This window comes from Methylobacterium sp. GC_Met_3 (genome assembly GCF_026540775.1).
Lineage (GTDB): Bacteria > Pseudomonadota > Alphaproteobacteria > Rhizobiales > Beijerinckiaceae > Methylobacterium.
In genome coordinates, this window is sequence record NZ_JALNUL010000002.1 from 304,608 (window position 1) to 322,491 (window position 17,884).

Below are 17,884 nucleotides of genomic sequence, written 5' to 3' on the forward strand. Positions count from 1 at the left end.
GGCCTAGGAAGGGAACCGCGTTGCGGTCATCAGGCGGCTGAACAACACTATCAACCGAACGTCCCGTTCCTGTCCGATGACGCAGGACCAGTGTGCGGCGATCCGCATTCCATCACACGTCGGGCCTGCACGCCGAGCCCCGTCGTTAGCGCGCTACTCAAGGCTCCCACGCGGCCACCGGCACCCGCTCGGCCTCGACACTCGCATCGATCTGGGCCTGGAGCGCCCGCAGCGCCTCGGGAACGCCCTTGCGGCTCGCCGAGGACAGGACTAGCGGCGCGCGGCCGGCGGCGCGCTTCAGCTTGGCGACCTGGCTCTTCAGCGTCTCGGCATCGAGCGCGTCGGCCTTGGAGAGGGCGACGATCTCGGGCTTCTCGGCCAGCCCGTTGCCGTAGGCCTCGATCTCGCCGCGGACCAGCTTGTAGGTCTTGCCGGCATGTTCGGTCGTGCCATCCACGAGGTGCAGTAGCACCCGGCAGCGCTCGACATGGGCGAGGAAGCGGTCGCCGAGGCCGACGCCCTCGTGCGCCCCCTCGATCAGCCCGGGAATGTCGGCGAGCACGAACTCGCGCCCGTCCGAGCGCACCACGCCGAGCCCCGGATGCAGGGTCGTGAACGGATAATCGGCGATCTTCGGCTTGGCGGCCGTGACGCTCGCCAGAAAGGTCGACTTGCCGGCATTGGGCAGGCCGACGAGGCCGGCATCGGCGATCAGCTTCAGCCGCAGCCAGATCCACATTTCCTGGCCTTCCAGGCCGGGATTGGCGTGCTTGGGGGCCCGGTTCGTCGAGGTGGTGAAGTAGGCGTTGCCGAATCCGCCATTGCCGCCCTTGGCCAGCCGGATCCGCTGGCCGACCTCGGTCAGGTCGGCCAACAGGGCCTCGCCGTCCTCGGAGAAGATCTGCGTGCCGGCCGGGACCTTCAGCACCGTGTCGGCGCCGTTGGCGCCATGGCAGTTCGAGCCCATGCCGTGCTCGCCCTTCTTGGCCTTGAAGTGCTGCTGGTAGCGATAGTCGATCAGGGTGTTCAGTCCCTCGACGCACTCCACCCAGACATCGCCGCCGCGCCCGCCGTCGCCGCCGTTCGGGCCGCCGAACTCGATGAACTTCTCGCGCCGGAACGAGACGCAGCCGGGACCGCCGTCGCCGGAGCGGACATAGACCTTGGCTTCGTCGAGGAATTTCACGGTTCGTCTCTCATGCTACGAGCCGCCCGGAAGCGACCCCGCGCGACATATGGGATGCGGGGCCGCCCTACGGCGATCCGGATCGTCAGGAGGCCAGGGCCAAGTCCGAGGCCGGGTGCGGCTCGGACATGGCCCGGTGCCGGACCCATTCGGCGCGCTCCAGGGCAAACCAGTCCAGCTGCCGCGGGCCGCCCCGCGCCGGGCTTGGAGCCGCGCGCCGTTCGGTCCAGCGGAAGCCGACCTTCTCGATCACCCGCTGCGAACCGCGGTTCTCCGGCAGGGCACCGGACGTCAGCCGCTCCCCGCTGGCATACGCGAAGAAGGCGTGGATCAGACTTGCCGCTGCCTCGCTCATCAGCCCGTTTCCCCACCAGGGCTGGCCGAGCCAGTAGCCGAGATGCGGCGTGCCGTCGGTCTCCGTGATCGCGATCAGGCCGATCAGGCTGCCGGGACTCTCGCGGCGCGCGAGGGCCAGGGTCAGGCCCGTTCCGGCACTGTTGGCGCCGCGGACCTTGATGAGGAAATCGTCGACCGCGAGGCGATCGAGCGGGTGCGGAATGTGGGCCGTCATCTCGGCCACGGACCGCTCGCCCGCGAGCGTCACGATGGCTGGCGCATCCTTCGCGGTCGGCCAGCGCAGCCACAGCCGCTGTGTTTCGATCCGGAAGACATCGTCACGGGTCAGATCGGGGAACATCGTGCCCTCGCAGGGCGATGCGCCCGGCTCCGGGGCACCGCCTCAAGACGACGAAGGGGAGGATGGCGTCCCATCCTCCCCGGTGTTCCGTCCGATCCGGCCCGTCAGGGGCTGGGCTACGACGTCGCCGGTCCGGTGTGGGACACCGGGCGGGACGCCAGCTTCGCCACTCTGGGCGCCCGCCTGTTATTCCGCGGCCTCGGCCAGCGGTGCTACGGTCACGAAGTCGCGCCCGCGGCGCGTCTCGAAGTGGACATGGCCCGGTACCAGCGCGAACAGCGTGTGGTCCTTGCCCATGCCGACATTGGCGCCGGGATGCCATTTGGTGCCGCGCTGGCGCACGATGATGTTGCCCGGAATGACGGCCTCCGAGCCGAACTTCTTGACGCCGAGACGACGGCCGGCCGAGTCGCGGCCGTTGCGGGACGAGCCGCCTGCTTTCTTGTGTGCCATGGGATGAGCTCCGAAGTCTGATCTGCTGCGATGCGGTCGCGGATCGGGTCCCTAGGGACCGTGACGCGCCCAGCGTTGAGCCGGCCTTAGGCCGAGATGCCGGTGATGCGGACCACCGTGTGGTCCTGCCGGTGGCCGCGCTTGCGGCGCGAGTTCTGCCGGCGGCGCTTCTTGAAGGCGATTACCTTCTTGTCGCGGCCATGGCGCACGATCTCGCCCGTGACGCTGATGCCCGACAGGGTCGGCGCGCCGACCTGGGTGGCGCCCGCGCCGTCCGCGAACAGGAGGACCTCGCCGAAGGTCACGGCCTCGCCGGCCTCGCCGGCCAGGGTGGCGATGGTAATGGTGTCGTTAGCGGCGACGCGGTACTGCTTACCGCCCGTCTTGATGACTGCGAACATCGTTCTCTCGTGTTCTCGAACGGCCTCCGGGGCGGCTGCCCCTGGACCGGCTTCTTGTTTGAAGTCATTGCCGGGCTTGAGCCCGAACAACGCGAAACGCGCAGACCCCGAAGAGAGGCCGCGCGCCATGCTTGGTCACTAGGGACCAAGCGGCCGCGTGTCAATCCTTCGCGGCCTACCTTTGCGATCTGCTGCCGCGGTCTGCTTCAGCGGAACCGCGCGCCGGTGACCAGGATGCCCTTCGCCACGGAACCGTCCGGCCCGAAGGCCTGGAGCGCATTCGCGCACCAAGCATCCCGGCCCACCGTGGCCAGTTGCTGGCGAACCTGCGTTGCGCGGGTCCGCAGCTTCTCCTGAAGTACCGGTTCCTGGCCGGTATTGACCCGTGCGGCCAGGCGCAGGTTCGTCAGCTGGCCGGCCTTCACCTGCACGCCCGGACACGCTTGCTCGGCGATGATCGTCGTGGTCGCGGCGTCCGCATAATTGTCGAGGGCCGAGGCTGGCGCGGGCGCGGCGGGCACCTGCGCCACCGCCGGGCCGGCGAGGATCAGGGGCAGAAGAATCAAGGCCATCCGCATCGTGCAAGTCTCCGCAGTCGGGTTTGCGATCCGGGTTCAATCAACAGATCTGATGGTCCAGACCTGCCATGCGCCTTCTCTTCCCCCTCGGCAGGCGACAATCTTAACATATCGCTGGCCGAGACGCGTTCTCCTCCCCCGCGCGGGGGAGGAGTTGGAGGTGGGGGTGGTGCAGGAAAGAGCGGTGTGGTGCCTTCTGCACCACCCACACCCCTGGCCCTTCCCCGCAAGGAGGGGGAAAGCGCCTTTACTCAATGGGTTCGGCGCTTGTCCCAGAAGTGTGAATCCGACAGGCCGCAGCGGTGGGGAGTTGCGCCGCGGCGTTCATCTCCCTTTCGAGGATAAACTCGGCTGCTGGGGCGCTACGGGGCCGCCTTGAACTCGCCCTCGATCCGCAACGTCACCTCGTCCCCGAGTTGCGGCAAGTAGGCGTTGATGCCGAACTCCGAGCGCTTGATCACGGCCCGCCCGTCGAAGCCGACCGTGTAGCGCTGGTCCACGGGGTGAATGCCGGCCTGATTGAAGGTCGCGTCGATCGCCAGCGGGCGCACGGTGCCGCGCAGATTCAGGTCGCCGCTGATGCGCGCCGTTGTCGGGCTCGTCGGCTCCACCTTGGTGGCGGTGAAGCTCGCCGTCGGGAACTTGGTCGTGTCGAAGAAGTCCGGCGCCGCGAGATGCTCGTTCAGGCGGGTGCTACCGGTGATCACGCCGCCGAGCGGCACGCTGACCGAGAGCTGGCTCTTCTCCGGGCTCTTCGGGTCGAGGGTCAGGTTTCCGGTCAGGCCGGCGAACTGGCCGTAATAGGTCGAATAGCCGAGATGCGAGACCGACCACGTGATCTTGCCGTGGTCGGGATCGAGCACGTAGGCCCCCGGACGGACCTGGGTGGGATCCGCGCTCGGCGCGACCGGAACGGGCGCGGCGGGATCATTGGCCGCCCGGGCTGGCGCGAGGGCGAGCAGGCCCAGCAGGGCGAGAAGTGGCGCGCGCATGGTCGTCCCCCCAGACTTGTCACCCGGCAGCCGGCCAAGCTCGGCCGGCGCGGCGCCCCTGATTTCACGAAGTCCCGGCCCACTCAAGCGCGTCTGGCGGACGCGCCCGCGCTTCTGTAGGCCATCCGCAGCAGCGGGCAGGCATGAAATGATCGGTAAACTCAAGGGCATCGTGGATTCGTTCGGCGAGGATTTCGTGATCCTCGACGTTTCCGGGGTCGGATACATCGCGCATTGCTCGGCACGGACCCTCCAGCGCATGCCGAAGGTCGGCGAGCCGGCCGAACTCTCCATCGAGACCCATGTTCGCGAGGATATGATCCGCCTGTACGGCTTCCGGTCCGACGCCGAGCGGGAATGGTTCCGCCTGCTCCAGACCGTACAGGGCGTCGGCGCCCGCGTGGCCCTCGGGGTGCTCTCGGTCATGGAACCCGATGCCCTGGCCGGCGCCATCGCGACGGGGGACAAAAGTGCGATCAGCCGCGCGCCCGGCGTTGGCCCAAGGCTCGCGGCCCGGCTTACGGCCGAGCTGAAGGACAAGGCGCCCGCCTTCTCGCCGCTCGATCCAGCCCTTGTCGCCCTGGCCGGCGCTGTCGAGGCGGGTGCCCCCGCCGGCCCCGTCGCCGACGCGGTGTCGGCGCTCGTCAATCTTGGCTACCCGCAGGTCCAGGCCGCGACCGCGATCGCCGCCGCCCTGAAGGAAGCCGGACCGGAAGCCGAGGCCCGGGTGCTGATCCGGTTGGGCCTGCGGGAACTGGCCCGCTGACAGCGCGCCGGGAGGGTTATTTGCATCCGGCAAATCCCGTCCCTTGACCGAGCGGCCTCCGAATGCCATGTCCGAGGAAGACCGGTAAGATATTGAAAAGTCGCCACTTTTCAACTTTTCTAAACTGGCGGACAGGAGTGGCGCGGCCCGGACATGCGGGTCACGCCGGAAAAGGCGGGATCTGCGGGGCGCATGATCGTCTGTTCTTGCAATGTCATCTCCGACGGCGCCGTTCGGTCCTGTCTGGCACCGGGTCCGGGCTGTCCGCGGACCCCCGCGCAGGTCTATGCCTGCCTTGGATGCAGCCCGAAATGCGGGCGCTGCGCCCGGACCATCCGGGATATCATGCGCACGGCCCTGGGTCAGGACGGCGCGCCGGACAGCAGCCATGCCTGTTCCGCGGCTTGCGCTCAGGCTTGTAGTTTGGTTTTATTCCAAACTGCGGATGAGGGAGTCGCCGCCTGATGTGACTGCCCCCGCCTGAGTTTGCTGAAGGAGTTCGGGGGCAATGAAGGGCGACACCAAGGTCATCGAGTATCTCAATCGTGGCCTGCGCAGCGAGCTGACCGCGGTCAGCCAATACTGGCTGCATTTCCGCATGCTCAATGATTGGGGCTACATTGACCTCGCCAAATTCTGGCGCAAGGAATCGATCGAAGAGATGAACCATGCGGACCGGTTCGTCGACCGGATCCTATTCCTCGACGGTTTCCCTAATCTGCAGGAGTTGGATCCCCTGCGCATCGGTCAGAATGTCGAGGAGATCATCGCGTGCGATCTCGCGGCCGAGAACGAGGCACGCAGGCTCTATCTCGAAGCTGCGCAGTACTGCGATTCGATCAACGATCGCGTGTCCAAGATCCTGTTCGAGGATCTGGCGACGGACGAGGAGGGCCATATCGACTTCCTCGAGACGCAACAGGAGCTGATCAAGCAGATTGGTCTGCCGCTCTACGCGCAGCGCCACATCGGCGGGCTTGAGCCGATCGCCCCCGAGAAGGATTGATCTGAAACGGGCTCCGGCCGCGCCGGAGCCGGGCTCCGACATTTTTACTTCGTGAGCCGAGGCACTCTCTCCTCCCCTAGCGATACCGGGCCTGCCCGGGATCGATCGAGCTTGTGGGAAGGAGTTGGAGGTGGGGGTCCGTGCAGGATGGGTCGTTACGGAGCCTTCTGCACCACCCCCACCCCTGGCCCTTCCTCGCAAGGGGGAGGGCAAAAGCGCCTTTTTCTCAGGATGTTGGTGTTAGACCGGCACGTCGGAATCCGTTAGGCAGCGGGGAGGCGGCCCAAGGCCGGCTCCCCTTCTGTCGGGATAAGAGGGCAAAGATCAGAATGCGGCTCGTCGTGGTGGGCGCCGATGGGCGCATGGGACGGATTCTGGTGCGCGCCGTCGCGGAAGCAGAGGGGTGCACGCTCTCGGCAGCGATCGAGCGCCCAGGCTCGTCCGCCCTCGGGCAGGATGCGGGGATCCTGGCCGGCCTCGCGCCCCTGGGCGTCGCCGTCACCGATGATCCGCTTGCCGCTTTCGCTGCCGCGGACGGGGTGCTCGACTTCACGACGCCCGCGGCCACCATCCAGTTTGCCGAACTGGCCGCCCAGGCCCGCATCGTCCACGTGGTCGGAACCACGGGCCTGTCGGATGAGGATCGCGAGGCGCTGAAGGCGGCCTCGTATCACGCGCGGATCGTGCAGTCGGGGAACATGTCGCTCGGCATCAACCTGATGGCGGAGCTCGTGCGGCGCGTGGCGAAATCGTTGGGCGACGAGTTCGATATCGAGATCAGCGAGATGCACCACCGCATGAAGGTGGATGCCCCGTCGGGCACCGCGCTGATGCTGGGCGAGGCCGCCGCGGAGGGCCGCGGCGTAGAGCTGAAGGCGGTCCGCGTCTCGACGCGCGACGGCCAGACCGGCGCGCGCAGGCCCGGCGATATCGGCTTCGCGACCCTGCGGGGCGGGACGGTCGTGGGGGATCACAGCGTGATCTTCGCCGGCGCGGGCGAGAGCCTGACGATCAGCCACCATGCCGCCGACCGCGGGCTCTTCGCCACGGGGGCGGTCAAGGCGGCGCTGTGGGCCCACCCGAAGCCGCCGGGTCTCTACAGCATGACGGATGTGCTCGGTCTCTGACGGGGATCCTATGGAGCGCCTTCTCGTCCTCACTCGGCACGGCCAGAGCGAATTCAACCGCCAGAACCTGTTCACGGGCTGGCGCGACCCCGAGCTGACGGCGCGCGGCGTCGCGGAGGCGCAGGCTGCCGGCCGACGGCTGCAGCGCGAGGGCTTGTCGTTCGATGTCGCCTTCACGTCCGAGCTGGTGCGGGCCCGGCATACCTGCGCGCTCATGCTCGACGCGATGGGGCTTGCCGGCATCCCGGTGGAGCGGGACGGCGCGCTGAACGAGCGCGATTACGGCGACCTCGCCGGCCTCGACAAGGACGAGGCGCGCAAGCGGTGGGGGGACGAACAGGTCCACCTCTGGCGCCGCGCCTATGATGTGCGCCCGCCCGGCGGCGAGAGCCTGAAGGACACGGCTGCGCGGGTGCTGCCCTTCTACATCGCGGCGATCCTGCCCCGGGTGATGCGCGGCGAGCGGGTCTTGGTGGCGGCCCACGGCAATTCCCTCCGGGCCCTGGTGATGGTGCTGGACGGGCTCGCCAGCGACGCGGTCGCTGCCCTCGAAATCAGGACCGGCGAGCCGCTGATCTATCGGCTCGCCGCCGACACGACGGTCGCTGAGAAGAGCGTGCTCCCTCGGGACGAAGCGGGCGCCTGAGTGGCGACCGAACTGGCGCCGGGCCTGATCCACCACCCGGGCTACCTCGATTCTGCGGCCCGTCTCCGACTCGCCGCGGAGGTCGCCGCAATCCTCGACGCGGCGCCGCCCGTCATCCCCCGGATGCCGCGCACCGGGCAGCCCTTCTCGGTGCGGATGTCGAATGCCGGGCCGCTCGGCTGGGTCTCGGACCGGGACGGCTATCGCTATCAGCCGACGCACCCCGAGACCAGCCGGCCCTGGCCCGCGATCCCGTCGACCGCGCTGGCGGCCTGGGATGACCTGGCGCGGTATCCCGCGCCGCCGGAGGCCTGCCTGATCAACCTCTACGATCCGGCCGCCCGTATGGGCCTGCACCAGGACAAGGACGAGGCGGATTTCGCGGCCCCGGTCGTCTCCCTGTCGCTCGGAGCGCCCGCTTTGTTCCGCTACGGCGGGCTGCGGCGTACCGATCCGACCCGCTCGATCCGGCTGCTCGCCGGGGATGCCGTCGTGATCGGGGGCGCCTCGCGGCTGATCTTCCACGGGATCGACCGGCTCTATCCATCCGCCGATCTGCTGGCCGAGGATCCCCCGCCGGGGTTTTTGCCGGCCGGGGGCCGCTGCAATCTGACGCTGCGCCGGGTGCGTGCGACGACCGGCCGAGCGGGCGAACCCGGGCTCCCAATGTCCTGATTGCTCAGGCGCTTGACAGCGGCGACGCGGCGTCCGACGCATCGCAAGAGGCGCAGCCCGACGGGCCGCCCTGGTGACACGAAGGCTGATGCTGGTGCGGAACCTGTCGCTGCGTCTCGGGTGGACCCTCGTCCTCGGGAATCTGGTTTTCGGCACCGCGGCCTGGGCCGGGGAGCCGGTCTTCCCGCCGGGATCCCGCTTCGGCTTCGAGCCGCCCGCCGACATGTCGCTGTCGCGCCGCTTCACCGGCTTCGAGCGCAAGGAGGGCGGTGCCACCGTATCGGTGGTCGAACTGCCGCCGAACGCCTTCGCCGAGATGGTCAGCGGCTTCACCGACGCGAACCTCCTGGGCCAGGGCTTCGCGGTCGAGAAGCGGGAGGAGATCAAGATCGGCGACAACGAGGGCATGCTCTACACCGGCGAGCAGCCTGCGGATCCGAACGCCTCCGCGCCGCCGATCCGGAAGTGGATCCTCGTGATCGGCGCCCCCGGCGTGACGGGCCTCGTCATCGCCCAGGCGCTGCCCGACGCCGAGACCGAGGAGACCATGCGCCGGATGGTGACCGGGGTCTCCCTGCGCCCCGCGCTCACGCTGACCGAGCAGGTGGACGCGCTGCCCTTCCGGGTCGGCGATATGGCGGGCTTCCGCCCCGTCCGGGTGCTGGCCGGCAATTCGGTCCTGCTGACCCAGGGGCCGAAGGACCAGATGCAGAATCTGGAGCAGCCGATCCTGGTCCTGGCCCAGGCGGTGCAGCAGCCGCCGACCGCCGAGCAGCGCGACGGCTTCGCCCGCGCCGCCCTGGCCTCCAACCAGACGCTCAAGGACTTCGTGATCGAGCGGGCGCAGAGCTACCGCTCGAACGGTGTCGACTGGCACGAGATCGTGGCCCGCGCGGTCGACCAGCCCACCAACCTACCGGTGGTGGTCTCGCAGACCATTCGCTTCAACCCGGATGGCTATCTGCGCGCGCTGGGCGTGGTCCGCCAGGATCAGCGGACCGGGGTGTTGGCGAAGTTCCGCGAGCTGGTCGACAGCGTGCAGCTGAAGTAGCGCCTCACCACACCGCCGCCTGCCCGTCGCGGCGCGGATCGCTCGCCGCGACGTAGCCCTCGGTCGCCGGATCACCCATCCGCCAGATGAACTGGCCGGCGCCGAAATCCTGGTAGCTGTCCTCGATCACCTCGATCCGGTGGCCCAGCGCCTTCAGCCGGTCGACGGTCGCGGACGGCATCGCCGACTCGACGTTGATGTCGAGCCCCTCGCTCACGCGCCAGCGCGGTGCGTCGCAGGCAGCCTGCGGGTTCTGGCCGTGGTCGAGCATCCGCACCAGGGTCTGGACATGGCCCTGCGGCTGCATGTTGCCGCCCATCACGCCGAAGCTCATCACCGGCGCGCCGTCCCGCGTGAGGAAGCCCGGGATGATCGTGTGGAACGGCCGCTTGCCCGGGGCCACGACGTTGGGGCTCTCCGGATCGAGCACGAAGCCGTAGCCGCGGTTCTGCAGCGAGATGCCCCAGCCGGGCACCACCACGCCGGAGCCGAAACCCATGAAGTTCGACTGGATGAAGCTCACCATCATGCCGGATTCGTCGGCCGCGGTGAGGTAGATCGTGCCGCCGGCGGGCGGTTTGCCGGGGCCGAACACCTGGGCGCGGCTGCGATCGATCAGCTTGGCGCGGCGCGCCAGGTAGGCGGGATCGAGCATCGCCTCGGGCGTCAGCTCCATCCCGCGCGGATCGGCGACGTACCGGTAGGTGTCGCTGAAGGCGAGCTTCATCGCCTCGATCTGGAGGTGCTGCGCCTCAGGTCCGTCGACGGGCAGGTCGGCGAGGTCGAAATGCTCCAGGATGCCCAGCGCGATCTGCGCCGCGATGCCCTGGCCGTTCGGCGGGATCTCATGGAGCGTCGAGCCGCGATAATCCTGCGCCGTCGGCGTGACCCATTCGGGTTTGTAGGCGGCGAGGTCGGCCGTCGTCATGGCGCCGCCGTTGGCCTGCGCATGCGCGGCGATCGCCGCGGCGATCTCGCCCCGGTAGAAGGCCTCGCCCTTGGTCTCGCCGATCAGCCGCAGGGTCTTCTCGGCGCCGGGGAAGGTCACCAGCTCGCCGACCTCCGGCGCCCGACCCTTCGGCAGGAAGAAGTCCGAGAACCCCGGCTGCCGGGTGATCGCCTCGATCCGGGCGGCGGCGGCCCATTTCTGCTGCACGACGACCGGGGCGAGGTAGCCGCGCTCGGCGATGCGGATCGCCGGCTGCATCAGGTCGGCGAAGGGGAGGCGGCCGAAGCGCTCGCTCAGCGCGACCCAGGCGGCGACCGCGCCCGGAACGGTGACCGAATCCCAGCCACGCATTGGCGGCCGCTCGGCCGGCCCGTACTTGTTCAGGAAGTAGTCCCGGGTCCAGGCCGCCGGTGCTCCGCCCGAGGCGTTGAGGCCGTGCAGCTGCTTCCCGTCCCACAGGATGCAGAAGGCGTCCGAGCCCAGTCCGTTGCTGCACGGCTCGGTCACGGTCTTGGCGGCGGCCGTCGCGATGGCGGCGTCCACGGCGTTGCCGCCCGCTTGGAGTATCTGGATCCCGGCCTGCGCGGCCAGCGCGTGCGAGGTCGCCACGCAGTTGCGCCCGAACATCGGCATGCGCAGCGACGGATATCCGGTCGTCCAGTCGAACGGCTTCATGGCTCGGATCCCGCCTCGGCAACCTGTCGGCTTCTGCACCGCTTGGCATACAGGATTACCGGTATCGGTGAAGGCCCGAAACCGCGAGGTCGCAAACGAAAAGCGCGGACCCGAAGGCCCGCGCTCGAAAGCACGTCATGTTTCGACGAATCGCCTTAGTAGGGGCGGCCGTAGAGCGGCGAGGTTGGGTCCAGCCGATCAACGAAGGACAGGTCGACGTTGCGGACGGCCGACGAGCGGGCGCCGATGAACGGGCCGTTGGTGATCGGATCCGGCAGGATCCCGCGGCCGAAGCGATCGGTTGGGCCGTAGGGCGGGGTCAGCTGGTTCGATGCCGCGATCAGGTAGGGGTTCAGGGCCGGGTTGCGCGAACCGCCGGCGCCCGGAACGTTCGAGGTCAGCGGCACGTTGCCGGCGTCCAGCCAGCTGCGCGGGCGAACTCGGATCGGAAGGGGACGGCTCACGCTATAAATCGGGCCGGGAACGAAACCGTCCTGCGCTTGAGCCGGCGCAGAGGCGCCAAAGCCGGCAGCGGCGATAACGCCGAGAAGTGCGATCCTGAACGAGCGCATGGCTAACCTTGCGTGTGAGTGCCACCAGTATGGCGACCGAAGCTTAACAGTTCGCCGCCTTTCACGATAAGACGCTTGGGCGAGGCTGTTGTTCCGCCTTTATGGCTGAGCTTGTGCGTTTTGCCACATTCAGGCCTTATTTTTTATTGCGCCCTCGTTTCCCCGCGGGTGTGATCGGAACAAACACCTCCGCAACCTTCGTCACGGGGCAGGAGCGGGACGCGGACGCTGCCGCCGAGAAGGCAGCCGTCGTCTCGGGATCGGCGAGATCGACGAAGCTCAGCGCATCGATCGTACAGGCCAGCGCCTGAGCCTCGGGTGGCTGTCCCAGCGGGGCGCAGGACCACCCGTCGAGCCGGAAGCCGGCCTCCAGGGTGACGAATCCCAGGCAGGTCCGAGGCGCGGGATTGCCGAACGTGACCTCAAGGGTATCGACCGCACCGAACTTGGTCTGGATCCGGCCGCGTGATCCGGTCCGGACCACCGCGAGCGCCGGCCGGTCGAGGGACGGGCCGGAAGCGGCGCGCCGGGCCATCAGGATGAACAGGGTCGGGGCCGCGCCGGCATTCGTGCCGCGCGTGAGCGTCAGCCGCAGCGCCGGAGCCTCGATGGCGGCCACATCCCCGCGGCTCAGCACATCCTCGCGCAGACCCGTGTGCGGCTCCAGCCCGGCGGTGACGTGCACCGGATCGATCCCGGGCTGCGCAAGATCGAACAGGGCGACGGGGACCGGCGGCGCAGCCGGCGCGGCCGGCATCCTGGGCTTGAAGCCACCGTCGACTTCGATCGCCACAGCGGCTGCGCCCCCGGGTGAACCCGGTCCGCGGCCCGGACGCCATGCGGCGACGCAGAGCAGGGCGATTACGGCCGAGGCCAGCACCAGACGCACGCCAAGGGCGCCCGGCGACAGCGTCACCCAACCGGTAAGCCCTTCTATCGGACCGGCGGGCGCGCGCCCGTCCAGTGCCTCCCCCGATCCCGCCACCATGACACCCTGCGAACAGAGAACCGCGTGTTCCGTCCGCGATCGTCAGGGCGAAGGATTGAATTCCCCTGGCGATCCCAGGGCCGTCACCGGTTTCCCCGCATCAGGGTGAATCGATCGTTGCATCGGCCCCGGCCTTGACAGCACTGTTCCGGGCGCGCCTTGCTCGGGCAGGCCGTCGATCCCACCTCCGTAGAGGATGGGATCCGCGGCCGCGTCCGTTCGGCGGGCGCCGTCCGGCCGGAACGATCCTTCGGCCGATATGTCTGGCTTGAGCGTGGCACCCGGATCGGTCGGGGTTTTCCGCGCGGAGACGAGAGATGGGTTACAAGGTCGCCGTCGTCGGCGCCACGGGCAACGTGGGCCGCGAAATCCTCGATATCCTGGCCGAGCGGGCTTTCCCCGCCGACGAGGTCGTGGCGCTGGCGTCGCGCCGCAGCCAGGGCCAGGAGGTCTCCTTCGGCGACAAGACGCTCAAGGTCAAAACGCTCGATTCCTACGACTTCTCCGACACGGACATCTGCCTGATGTCGGCCGGCGGCGAGACGTCGAAGGAGTGGTCCCCGCGGATCGGCCAGCAGGGCTGCGTCGTGATCGATAATTCCTCGGCGTTCCGCTACGACGCCGACGTGCCGTTGATCGTGCCCGAGGTGAACGCCGACGCGGTGGTCGGCTTCACCAAGCGCAACATCATCGCCAACCCGAACTGCTCGACCGCGCAGCTGGTCGTCGCCTTGAAGCCGCTTCACGAGGCGGCCACGATCAAGCGCGTCGTGGTCTCGACCTACCAGTCGGTCTCCGGCGCCGGCAAGGAGGCGATGGACGAGCTGTTCAATCAGACCCGCGCGGTGTTCACCGCGGGCGAGATCAAGGAAGGCGGCAAGTTCACCAAGCGCATCGCCTTCAACGTCATCCCCCACATCGATGTGTTCATGGAGGATGGCTACACGAAGGAAGAGTGGAAGATGGTCGCCGAGACCAAGAAGATGCTCGACCCGAAGATCAAGCTGACGGCCACCGCCGTCCGCGTCCCGGTCTTCATCGGCCACGCCGAGGCGGTGAACGTCGAGTTCGAGCGCCCGCTCTCGCCCGAGAAGGCCACCGAGATCCTGCGCGCCGCCCCCGGCGTGCTGGTGATCGATAAGCGTGAGAACGGCGGCTACATGACCCCCCACGAGGCGGCCGGCGAGGACGCGACCTACGTCTCGCGCATCCGTGAGGACGCGACGATTGAGAACGGTCTGAACTTCTGGTGCGTCTCGGACAACCTGCGCAAGGGCGCGGCCCTCAACGCGGTGCAGATCGCCGAGGTGCTCGTAAACCGGAAGCTGCTCAACCGGTCCAAGCGCGCCGCCTGAGGGCCACCGCGACGTCCCCCTCTCCCCGCGTGCGGGGAGAGGCTAGCAGGCACCTTGTCGTGCCTGCAGGAAGCGCAGCCGGAACGGCGGTGAGGGGACGAGTCCGTGTGAGTCTTGTCCTGAATCGCCCCCTCACCTTCGGCTAACGCCTCGCTTCGGCGACGACGAGGTCGCCGAAGCCCTCTCCACGCAAGCGGGGCGAGGGGTAATCGCCGCCATGGTTGGCCCTGTCGGCGATCTGCGGCCCACCGCGCTTGGCAAGCGCCCCTGTCACGCGTCTGTCACGCTCTGCCCTCACGCCGGTCACCGAAACCATCGGAGAATCGTCGTGCGGCGTGCACTCTCATCCTGCCTGATCGGATTGGCGCTCCTGGGTTCGTCCCAGGCACAGGCCGAGCCCCGCAACGTCGTGCTCTTCGTCGCCGACGGTCTGCGCTACGGCATGGTCACCGCCGCCAACGCCCCGACCTTGGATCGGCTGATGAAGGCCGGCGTACGCTTCACCAACACCCACTCCCTGTTCCCGACCTTTACGATGCCGAACGCCACCGCGATGGCGACCGGGCACATGCTCGGCGATACCGGCCAGTACGGGAACACGATCTACACGGCCTTCCCGGTGCCGGGGGCGGGCGAAAGCCTCACGCCGTTCCTGGAGAGTGATCCGGTGCTCGGCGATGTCGATGAGCATTTCGCCGGCAATTACCTGAACGAGGAGACGATCCTGCGGGCGGCGCACGCCAGGGGGCTGTCGACCGCCAGCATCGGCAAGCTCGGGCCGTCCTTGGTCTTCGATCACACGTCCCGATCCGGCCAGGAGACGATCCTGATCGATGACAGCACCGGCCGCCCCGCCGGGATCCCGCTGAGCGACGAGCTCAAGGTCCGTCTCGGCACCGCCGGTCTGCCGGTCCAGGCGCCGACCCGCGGTGCCAACGGTGCGGCCGGCAATGCCGACGCGCCGGGAACGCTCGCCGCCAACGTCGATCAGCAGGCCTATTTCGCCGATGTCGCCGCCAAGGCGGTGCTGCCGCTGTTCAAGGCGCGCAAGGCGCCGTTCGTCCTGGTGTTCTGGTCTCGCGATCCGGACGGGACCCAGCACAACCAGGGCGACAGTCTCGGCCGGCTGGTCCCGGGCATCAACGGCCCGACCAGCCTCGCCGCCATCCGCAACGCCGACACCAACCTCGCCACGCTGCTGGCCGCCCTGAAGGACCAGGGGCTTGCAGAGACAACCGACGTGATCCTGACCTCGGATCACGGCTTCTCGACCATCTCCAAGGAGAGCGCGACGAGCTTTGCGGCGACCCAGAGCTACAAGGGCGTCCCGAGCCGTCAGCTGCCGCCGGGCTTCGTCGCCATCGACATCGCGCACGCGCTCGGCCTCAGCCTGTTCGATCCGGACGCCAAGGGTGCGAAGCTCGGGGCGGAGACCTTCCCGAGCCGCGCGAACGGCCTGATCGGCACGGATCCGGCCAAGCCCGACGTGGTCGTGGCGGCCAATGGCGGCTCGGACCTCGTCTACATTCCGAACGGCGACCGCGCCCTGGCGCAGCGGGTCGTCGAGGCTCTGTCCCGGCAGGATTACGTCAGCGGCATATTCGTCAGCGCCGCTCTGGGCTCGATCCCGGGCACGCTGCCCCTGTCGGCCATCGCGCTGGACGGCTCGGCCCTGACGCCGATGCCCGCCATCGTGGTCAACTTCCGCAGCTTCTCCACCGGCTGCGCCGATCCGACCACCTGCGGCGTGGAAGTCTCCGATACCGGGCTGCAGCAGGGCCAGGGCATGCACGGCAGCTTCTCGCGGGCCGATACGCGCAACGTGATGGGCGCCGCCGGCCCCAGCTTCCGCGCCGGCCTCGAAAGCCCGGTCCCGGCGAGCAATGCCGATCTCGGCAAGACCATCGCGCGGATCCTCGATCTCATGATCCCCGACAAGGGCACGCTGGTCGGGCGGGTGCTCACGGAGGCGCTGGCCAATGGGGCGACGCCGAAAGCGGAGACGCATGTCCTGCGCTCGGAGCCGGACACGACCGGCCTCACCACGATCCTGCGCTATCAGACCGTCGGACAGACCCGCTATTTCGATGCGGCCGGCTATCCGGGGCGAACGCTGGGTTTGATCGACGAAGTCCATCCGGGGTCAGCCGAAGCCCATTGATGACCCCGATGGCGCCCGACACCGTGCCGGACCCAAGATCCGGCACGGTGTCGGCGGGCTACGCCATGCCGAGCGCCTGCATGTACAGCTCCAGAATGGCTTCCTGCTCCTGGCGCTCGCTGTGATCCTGCTTGCGGATCCGCAGGATGGTGCGGACCGCCTTGGAGTCGAAACCCCGGCCCTTCAGCTCGGCGAACACCTCCTTGATGTCGCCCATGATGCCGGCCTTCTCTTCCTCAAGCCGTTCGAGCCGCTCGATGAACTGCTTCAGCTCGTCGGCGGCCACGCCTTCGGCCGACGAGACGTCGCCGCCGGGCCGCTGCGCGGCGCTGGGCATCGAATGGGCGTTCATGGGGCTCTCCGGACTACACGGCGCAGTTGCGCCCTGACCCGTGGTTAATGGGGCGAACTTACCGGAAGCTGAACCGATTCGCGGCTCCTCAATGCCCCTTGGTTTGATTCGCCGCGAAGCCCGCCTGCTGCGTGGGGCTGGCCTCGGTTTGATGCTTCGCCTTCCATACCTCATACGGCATGCCGTAGACCGCCTCCCGACTCGCGTCCTTGGTGAGCGCCACGCCCTTCTCGTCGGCGGCGTCCTTCAACCAATTGGACAGGCAGTTCCGGCAGAAGCCCGCGAGATTCATCAAATCGATGTTCTGCACGTCCGTGCGCGTCCGCAGATGCGCCACCAGCCGGCGGAACACGGCTGCTTCGAGTTCGACCTGCGTGCGTGCTTCGAGATCATTCATCAATCGCGTGCCTTCTTCGCGTACGAACTCGAATTTCGGAATCGGTAGCGCCGGGATCAAGCCGCCATCAGCGGACGCAGGATGCGGGCGAAGCGCGCGGCCCACTCCGCCTGACCGGCCTCATCGGTGATCAGGTCCTGGCGGATCTCCACCAGGGCATTCGGAAGCCCGCGCGCTGTGGCGTGGCGGTCGATCGTGTCGCCCGGCAGGCCGCCGCCATAGGGCTGGTTGTCGCCGACCGTCAGCCCGGCCGGATCGGCCGCCAACGCGTCGATCAGCGGTCGGGCGAAGCGCGCGTCGTGGTCGTACAGGATGCCGACCTGCCAGGGTCTCGGGATGCCACGCCAGTACGGCGTAAAACTGTGCATGGTCAGGATCTTAGCCGGTCGCCCCGCTGCCTCTGCGGCTCCGATCGCGGCGTCGATGGCCTCGTCGAACGGCGCGTAGAACCGGGCGATCCGCGCCTGCTTGCCGGCCGCGTCGATCCGGGCATTGCCCGGAACCACCGCGCCGTCGGAGAGGCGCATGACCAGTGTCGGGTCGGCCCGGCCGCGGTTCGGATCGATGATGAGCCGCGAAAAATTCGTTAGGATCGCCGGCGCGCCGAGCTGCGCCGCCAGGCTCCGGGTCACCGCCGCGGCACCGATGTCGTAGGCGATATGCCGGGCGAATTCGGAGGGCGGCAGGCCGAGCTCGATGTCCGGTGGGACATAATTCGAGGCATGGTCGCAGGCGATGACGAGGCCGCAGGCGGGATCGCCCGGTATGATCTCGCAGGGATGCGGCACCTGGGCGGCGGCTTCATTCTCCGGACGGGTCACGGGGCTCCGAGGTCTTCCAATCTGTGCGGGCACGCC

Annotated in this window: 21 protein-coding genes; 9 read left to right on the plus strand and 12 right to left on the minus strand. The window is 68.4% G+C overall.

The window, feature by feature from the left end:
• Positions 1 to 157: 157 nt before the first annotated feature.
• From obgE to OXS27_RS04790, 6 genes are all read right to left on the minus strand, one after another.
• Entirely contained in the window at positions 158 to 1,186 is a 1,029-nt protein-coding gene (obgE, locus tag OXS27_RS04765; RefSeq protein WP_267354564.1) for a GTPase ObgE, read from the minus strand.
• Between the two features lie 85 nt (positions 1,187 to 1,271).
• Entirely contained in the window at positions 1,272 to 1,883 is a 612-nt protein-coding gene (locus OXS27_RS04770; protein ID WP_267354566.1) for a GNAT family N-acetyltransferase, read from the minus strand.
• A 186-nt stretch (positions 1,884 to 2,069) separates the two neighbouring features.
• A complete protein-coding gene (rpmA, locus tag OXS27_RS04775) occupies positions 2,070 to 2,336 on the minus strand; it encodes a 50S ribosomal protein L27 (protein ID WP_243921109.1) in 267 nt (88 codons plus the stop codon).
• An 86-nt stretch (positions 2,337 to 2,422) separates the two neighbouring features.
• Positions 2,423 to 2,737, minus strand: a complete 315-nt coding sequence (gene rplU / locus OXS27_RS04780; protein WP_238286425.1) for a 50S ribosomal protein L21 — start codon at positions 2,735 to 2,737, stop codon at positions 2,423 to 2,425.
• A gap of 206 nt (positions 2,738 to 2,943) precedes the next feature.
• On the minus strand, positions 2,944 to 3,309 hold the full coding sequence (locus OXS27_RS04785) for a hypothetical protein (protein WP_243921108.1): 366 nt from the start codon (positions 3,307 to 3,309) through the stop codon (positions 2,944 to 2,946).
• A gap of 368 nt (positions 3,310 to 3,677) precedes the next feature.
• The gene (locus tag OXS27_RS04790) at positions 3,678 to 4,307 is read right to left on the minus strand and encodes a YceI family protein (protein WP_267354572.1); all 630 of its coding nucleotides are present in this window, start codon (positions 4,305 to 4,307) and stop codon (positions 3,678 to 3,680) included.
• Positions 4,308 to 4,455: 148 nt separating this feature from the next.
• On the opposite strand from OXS27_RS04790, the gene ruvA reads away from it, so the two are divergent.
• From ruvA to OXS27_RS04825, 7 genes are all read left to right on the plus strand, one after another.
• A complete protein-coding gene (ruvA, locus tag OXS27_RS04795; protein WP_243921104.1) occupies positions 4,456 to 5,073 on the plus strand; it encodes a Holliday junction branch migration protein RuvA in 618 nt (205 codons plus the stop codon).
• A 192-nt stretch (positions 5,074 to 5,265) separates the two neighbouring features.
• Positions 5,266 to 5,538 carry a (2Fe-2S)-binding protein gene (locus OXS27_RS04800; protein ID WP_243921363.1) on the plus strand — a complete coding sequence of 91 codons (273 nt, stop codon included), beginning with the start codon at positions 5,266 to 5,268 and terminating at the stop codon, positions 5,536 to 5,538.
• 43 nt (positions 5,539 to 5,581) lie between these two features.
• The gene (bfr, locus tag OXS27_RS04805) at positions 5,582 to 6,079 is read left to right on the plus strand and encodes a bacterioferritin (protein ID WP_243921102.1); all 498 of its coding nucleotides are present in this window, start codon (positions 5,582 to 5,584) and stop codon (positions 6,077 to 6,079) included.
• Positions 6,080 to 6,408: 329 nt separating this feature from the next.
• Positions 6,409 to 7,206 (plus strand): 4-hydroxy-tetrahydrodipicolinate reductase, encoded by a 798-nt coding sequence (gene dapB, locus OXS27_RS04810; protein WP_243921100.1) that lies wholly within the window; start codon positions 6,409 to 6,411, stop codon positions 7,204 to 7,206.
• Positions 7,207 to 7,216: 10 nt separating this feature from the next.
• Complete coding sequence (locus OXS27_RS04815; RefSeq protein WP_267354576.1) at positions 7,217 to 7,852, plus strand: 2,3-bisphosphoglycerate-dependent phosphoglycerate mutase; 636 nt, start codon at positions 7,217 to 7,219, stop codon at positions 7,850 to 7,852.
• Positions 7,853 to 8,527, plus strand: coding sequence for an alpha-ketoglutarate-dependent dioxygenase AlkB (locus OXS27_RS04820; protein WP_267354578.1), 675 nt, complete (start codon positions 7,853 to 7,855; stop codon positions 8,525 to 8,527).
• A gap of 88 nt (positions 8,528 to 8,615) precedes the next feature.
• Positions 8,616 to 9,578 carry a hypothetical protein gene (locus OXS27_RS04825; protein ID WP_267354580.1) on the plus strand — a complete coding sequence of 321 codons (963 nt, stop codon included), beginning with the start codon at positions 8,616 to 8,618 and terminating at the stop codon, positions 9,576 to 9,578.
• A gap of 4 nt (positions 9,579 to 9,582) precedes the next feature.
• Here OXS27_RS04825 and OXS27_RS04830 read toward each other — a convergent pair whose 3' ends face one another.
• The 3 genes from OXS27_RS04830 to OXS27_RS04840 form a co-directional block, all read right to left on the minus strand.
• On the minus strand, positions 9,583 to 11,202 hold the full coding sequence (locus tag OXS27_RS04830; RefSeq protein WP_267354581.1) for a gamma-glutamyltransferase family protein: 1,620 nt from the start codon (positions 11,200 to 11,202) through the stop codon (positions 9,583 to 9,585).
• Positions 11,203 to 11,357: 155 nt separating this feature from the next.
• On the minus strand, positions 11,358 to 11,774 hold the full coding sequence (locus tag OXS27_RS04835) for a hypothetical protein (RefSeq protein ID WP_313899337.1): 417 nt from the start codon (positions 11,772 to 11,774) through the stop codon (positions 11,358 to 11,360).
• 136 nt (positions 11,775 to 11,910) lie between these two features.
• The gene (locus OXS27_RS04840) at positions 11,911 to 12,762 is read right to left on the minus strand and encodes a hypothetical protein (protein ID WP_267354583.1); all 852 of its coding nucleotides are present in this window, start codon (positions 12,760 to 12,762) and stop codon (positions 11,911 to 11,913) included.
• A 317-nt stretch (positions 12,763 to 13,079) separates the two neighbouring features.
• Here OXS27_RS04840 and OXS27_RS04845 point away from each other — a divergent pair, with 317 nt between their 5' ends.
• Together OXS27_RS04845 and OXS27_RS04850 are read left to right on the plus strand one after the other, a co-directional pair.
• Positions 13,080 to 14,117 carry an aspartate-semialdehyde dehydrogenase gene (locus OXS27_RS04845; protein WP_243921087.1) on the plus strand — a complete coding sequence of 346 codons (1,038 nt, stop codon included), beginning with the start codon at positions 13,080 to 13,082 and terminating at the stop codon, positions 14,115 to 14,117.
• A 328-nt stretch (positions 14,118 to 14,445) separates the two neighbouring features.
• Complete coding sequence (locus tag OXS27_RS04850; RefSeq protein ID WP_267354586.1) at positions 14,446 to 16,278, plus strand: nucleotide pyrophosphatase/phosphodiesterase family protein; 1,833 nt, start codon at positions 14,446 to 14,448, stop codon at positions 16,276 to 16,278.
• Between the two features lie 58 nt (positions 16,279 to 16,336).
• Here the strand turns inward: OXS27_RS04850 and OXS27_RS04855 are convergent, their stop codons facing one another.
• The 3 genes from OXS27_RS04855 to OXS27_RS04865 form a co-directional block, all read right to left on the minus strand.
• Positions 16,337 to 16,615 carry a DUF2312 domain-containing protein gene (locus OXS27_RS04855; protein ID WP_243921361.1) on the minus strand — a complete coding sequence of 93 codons (279 nt, stop codon included), beginning with the start codon at positions 16,613 to 16,615 and terminating at the stop codon, positions 16,337 to 16,339.
• Positions 16,616 to 16,718: 103 nt separating this feature from the next.
• A complete protein-coding gene (locus tag OXS27_RS04860; protein WP_243921359.1) occupies positions 16,719 to 17,027 on the minus strand; it encodes a DUF1244 domain-containing protein in 309 nt (102 codons plus the stop codon).
• Between the two features lie 56 nt (positions 17,028 to 17,083).
• On the minus strand, positions 17,084 to 17,848 hold the full coding sequence (locus tag OXS27_RS04865; protein WP_267354588.1) for an N-formylglutamate amidohydrolase: 765 nt from the start codon (positions 17,846 to 17,848) through the stop codon (positions 17,084 to 17,086).
• Positions 17,849 to 17,884 lie beyond the last annotated feature (36 nt).

Coding starts and splice junctions, on each gene's coding strand:
- OXS27_RS04770 (WP_267354566.1), bottom strand. CDS start 1,883: ATGTTCCCCGATCTGACCCGTGACGATGTCTTCCGGATCGAAACACAG.
- rpmA (WP_243921109.1), bottom strand. CDS start 2,336: ATGGCACACAAGAAAGCAGGCGGCTCGTCCCGCAACGGCCGCGACTCG.
- rplU (WP_238286425.1), bottom strand. CDS start 2,737: ATGTTCGCAGTCATCAAGACGGGCGGTAAGCAGTACCGCGTCGCCGCT.
- OXS27_RS04785 (WP_243921108.1), bottom strand. CDS start 3,309: ATGGCCTTGATTCTTCTGCCCCTGATCCTCGCCGGCCCGGCGGTGGCG.
- OXS27_RS04790 (WP_267354572.1), bottom strand. CDS start 4,307: ATGCGCGCGCCACTTCTCGCCCTGCTGGGCCTGCTCGCCCTCGCGCCA.
- ruvA (WP_243921104.1), top strand. CDS start 4,456: ATGATCGGTAAACTCAAGGGCATCGTGGATTCGTTCGGCGAGGATTTC.
- OXS27_RS04800 (WP_243921363.1), top strand. CDS start 5,266: ATGATCGTCTGTTCTTGCAATGTCATCTCCGACGGCGCCGTTCGGTCC.
- bfr (WP_243921102.1), top strand. CDS start 5,582: ATGAAGGGCGACACCAAGGTCATCGAGTATCTCAATCGTGGCCTGCGC.
- dapB (WP_243921100.1), top strand. CDS start 6,409: ATGCGGCTCGTCGTGGTGGGCGCCGATGGGCGCATGGGACGGATTCTG.
- OXS27_RS04815 (WP_267354576.1), top strand. CDS start 7,217: ATGGAGCGCCTTCTCGTCCTCACTCGGCACGGCCAGAGCGAATTCAAC.
- OXS27_RS04825 (WP_267354580.1), top strand. CDS start 8,616: ATGCTGGTGCGGAACCTGTCGCTGCGTCTCGGGTGGACCCTCGTCCTC.
- OXS27_RS04830 (WP_267354581.1), bottom strand. CDS start 11,202: ATGAAGCCGTTCGACTGGACGACCGGATATCCGTCGCTGCGCATGCCG.
- OXS27_RS04835 (WP_313899337.1), bottom strand. CDS start 11,774: ATGCGCTCGTTCAGGATCGCACTTCTCGGCGTTATCGCCGCTGCCGGC.
- OXS27_RS04840 (WP_267354583.1), bottom strand. CDS start 12,762: ATGGTGGCGGGATCGGGGGAGGCACTGGACGGGCGCGCGCCCGCCGGT.
- OXS27_RS04845 (WP_243921087.1), top strand. CDS start 13,080: ATGGGTTACAAGGTCGCCGTCGTCGGCGCCACGGGCAACGTGGGCCGC.
- OXS27_RS04855 (WP_243921361.1), bottom strand. CDS start 16,615: ATGCCCAGCGCCGCGCAGCGGCCCGGCGGCGACGTCTCGTCGGCCGAA.
- OXS27_RS04860 (WP_243921359.1), bottom strand. CDS start 17,027: ATGAATGATCTCGAAGCACGCACGCAGGTCGAACTCGAAGCAGCCGTG.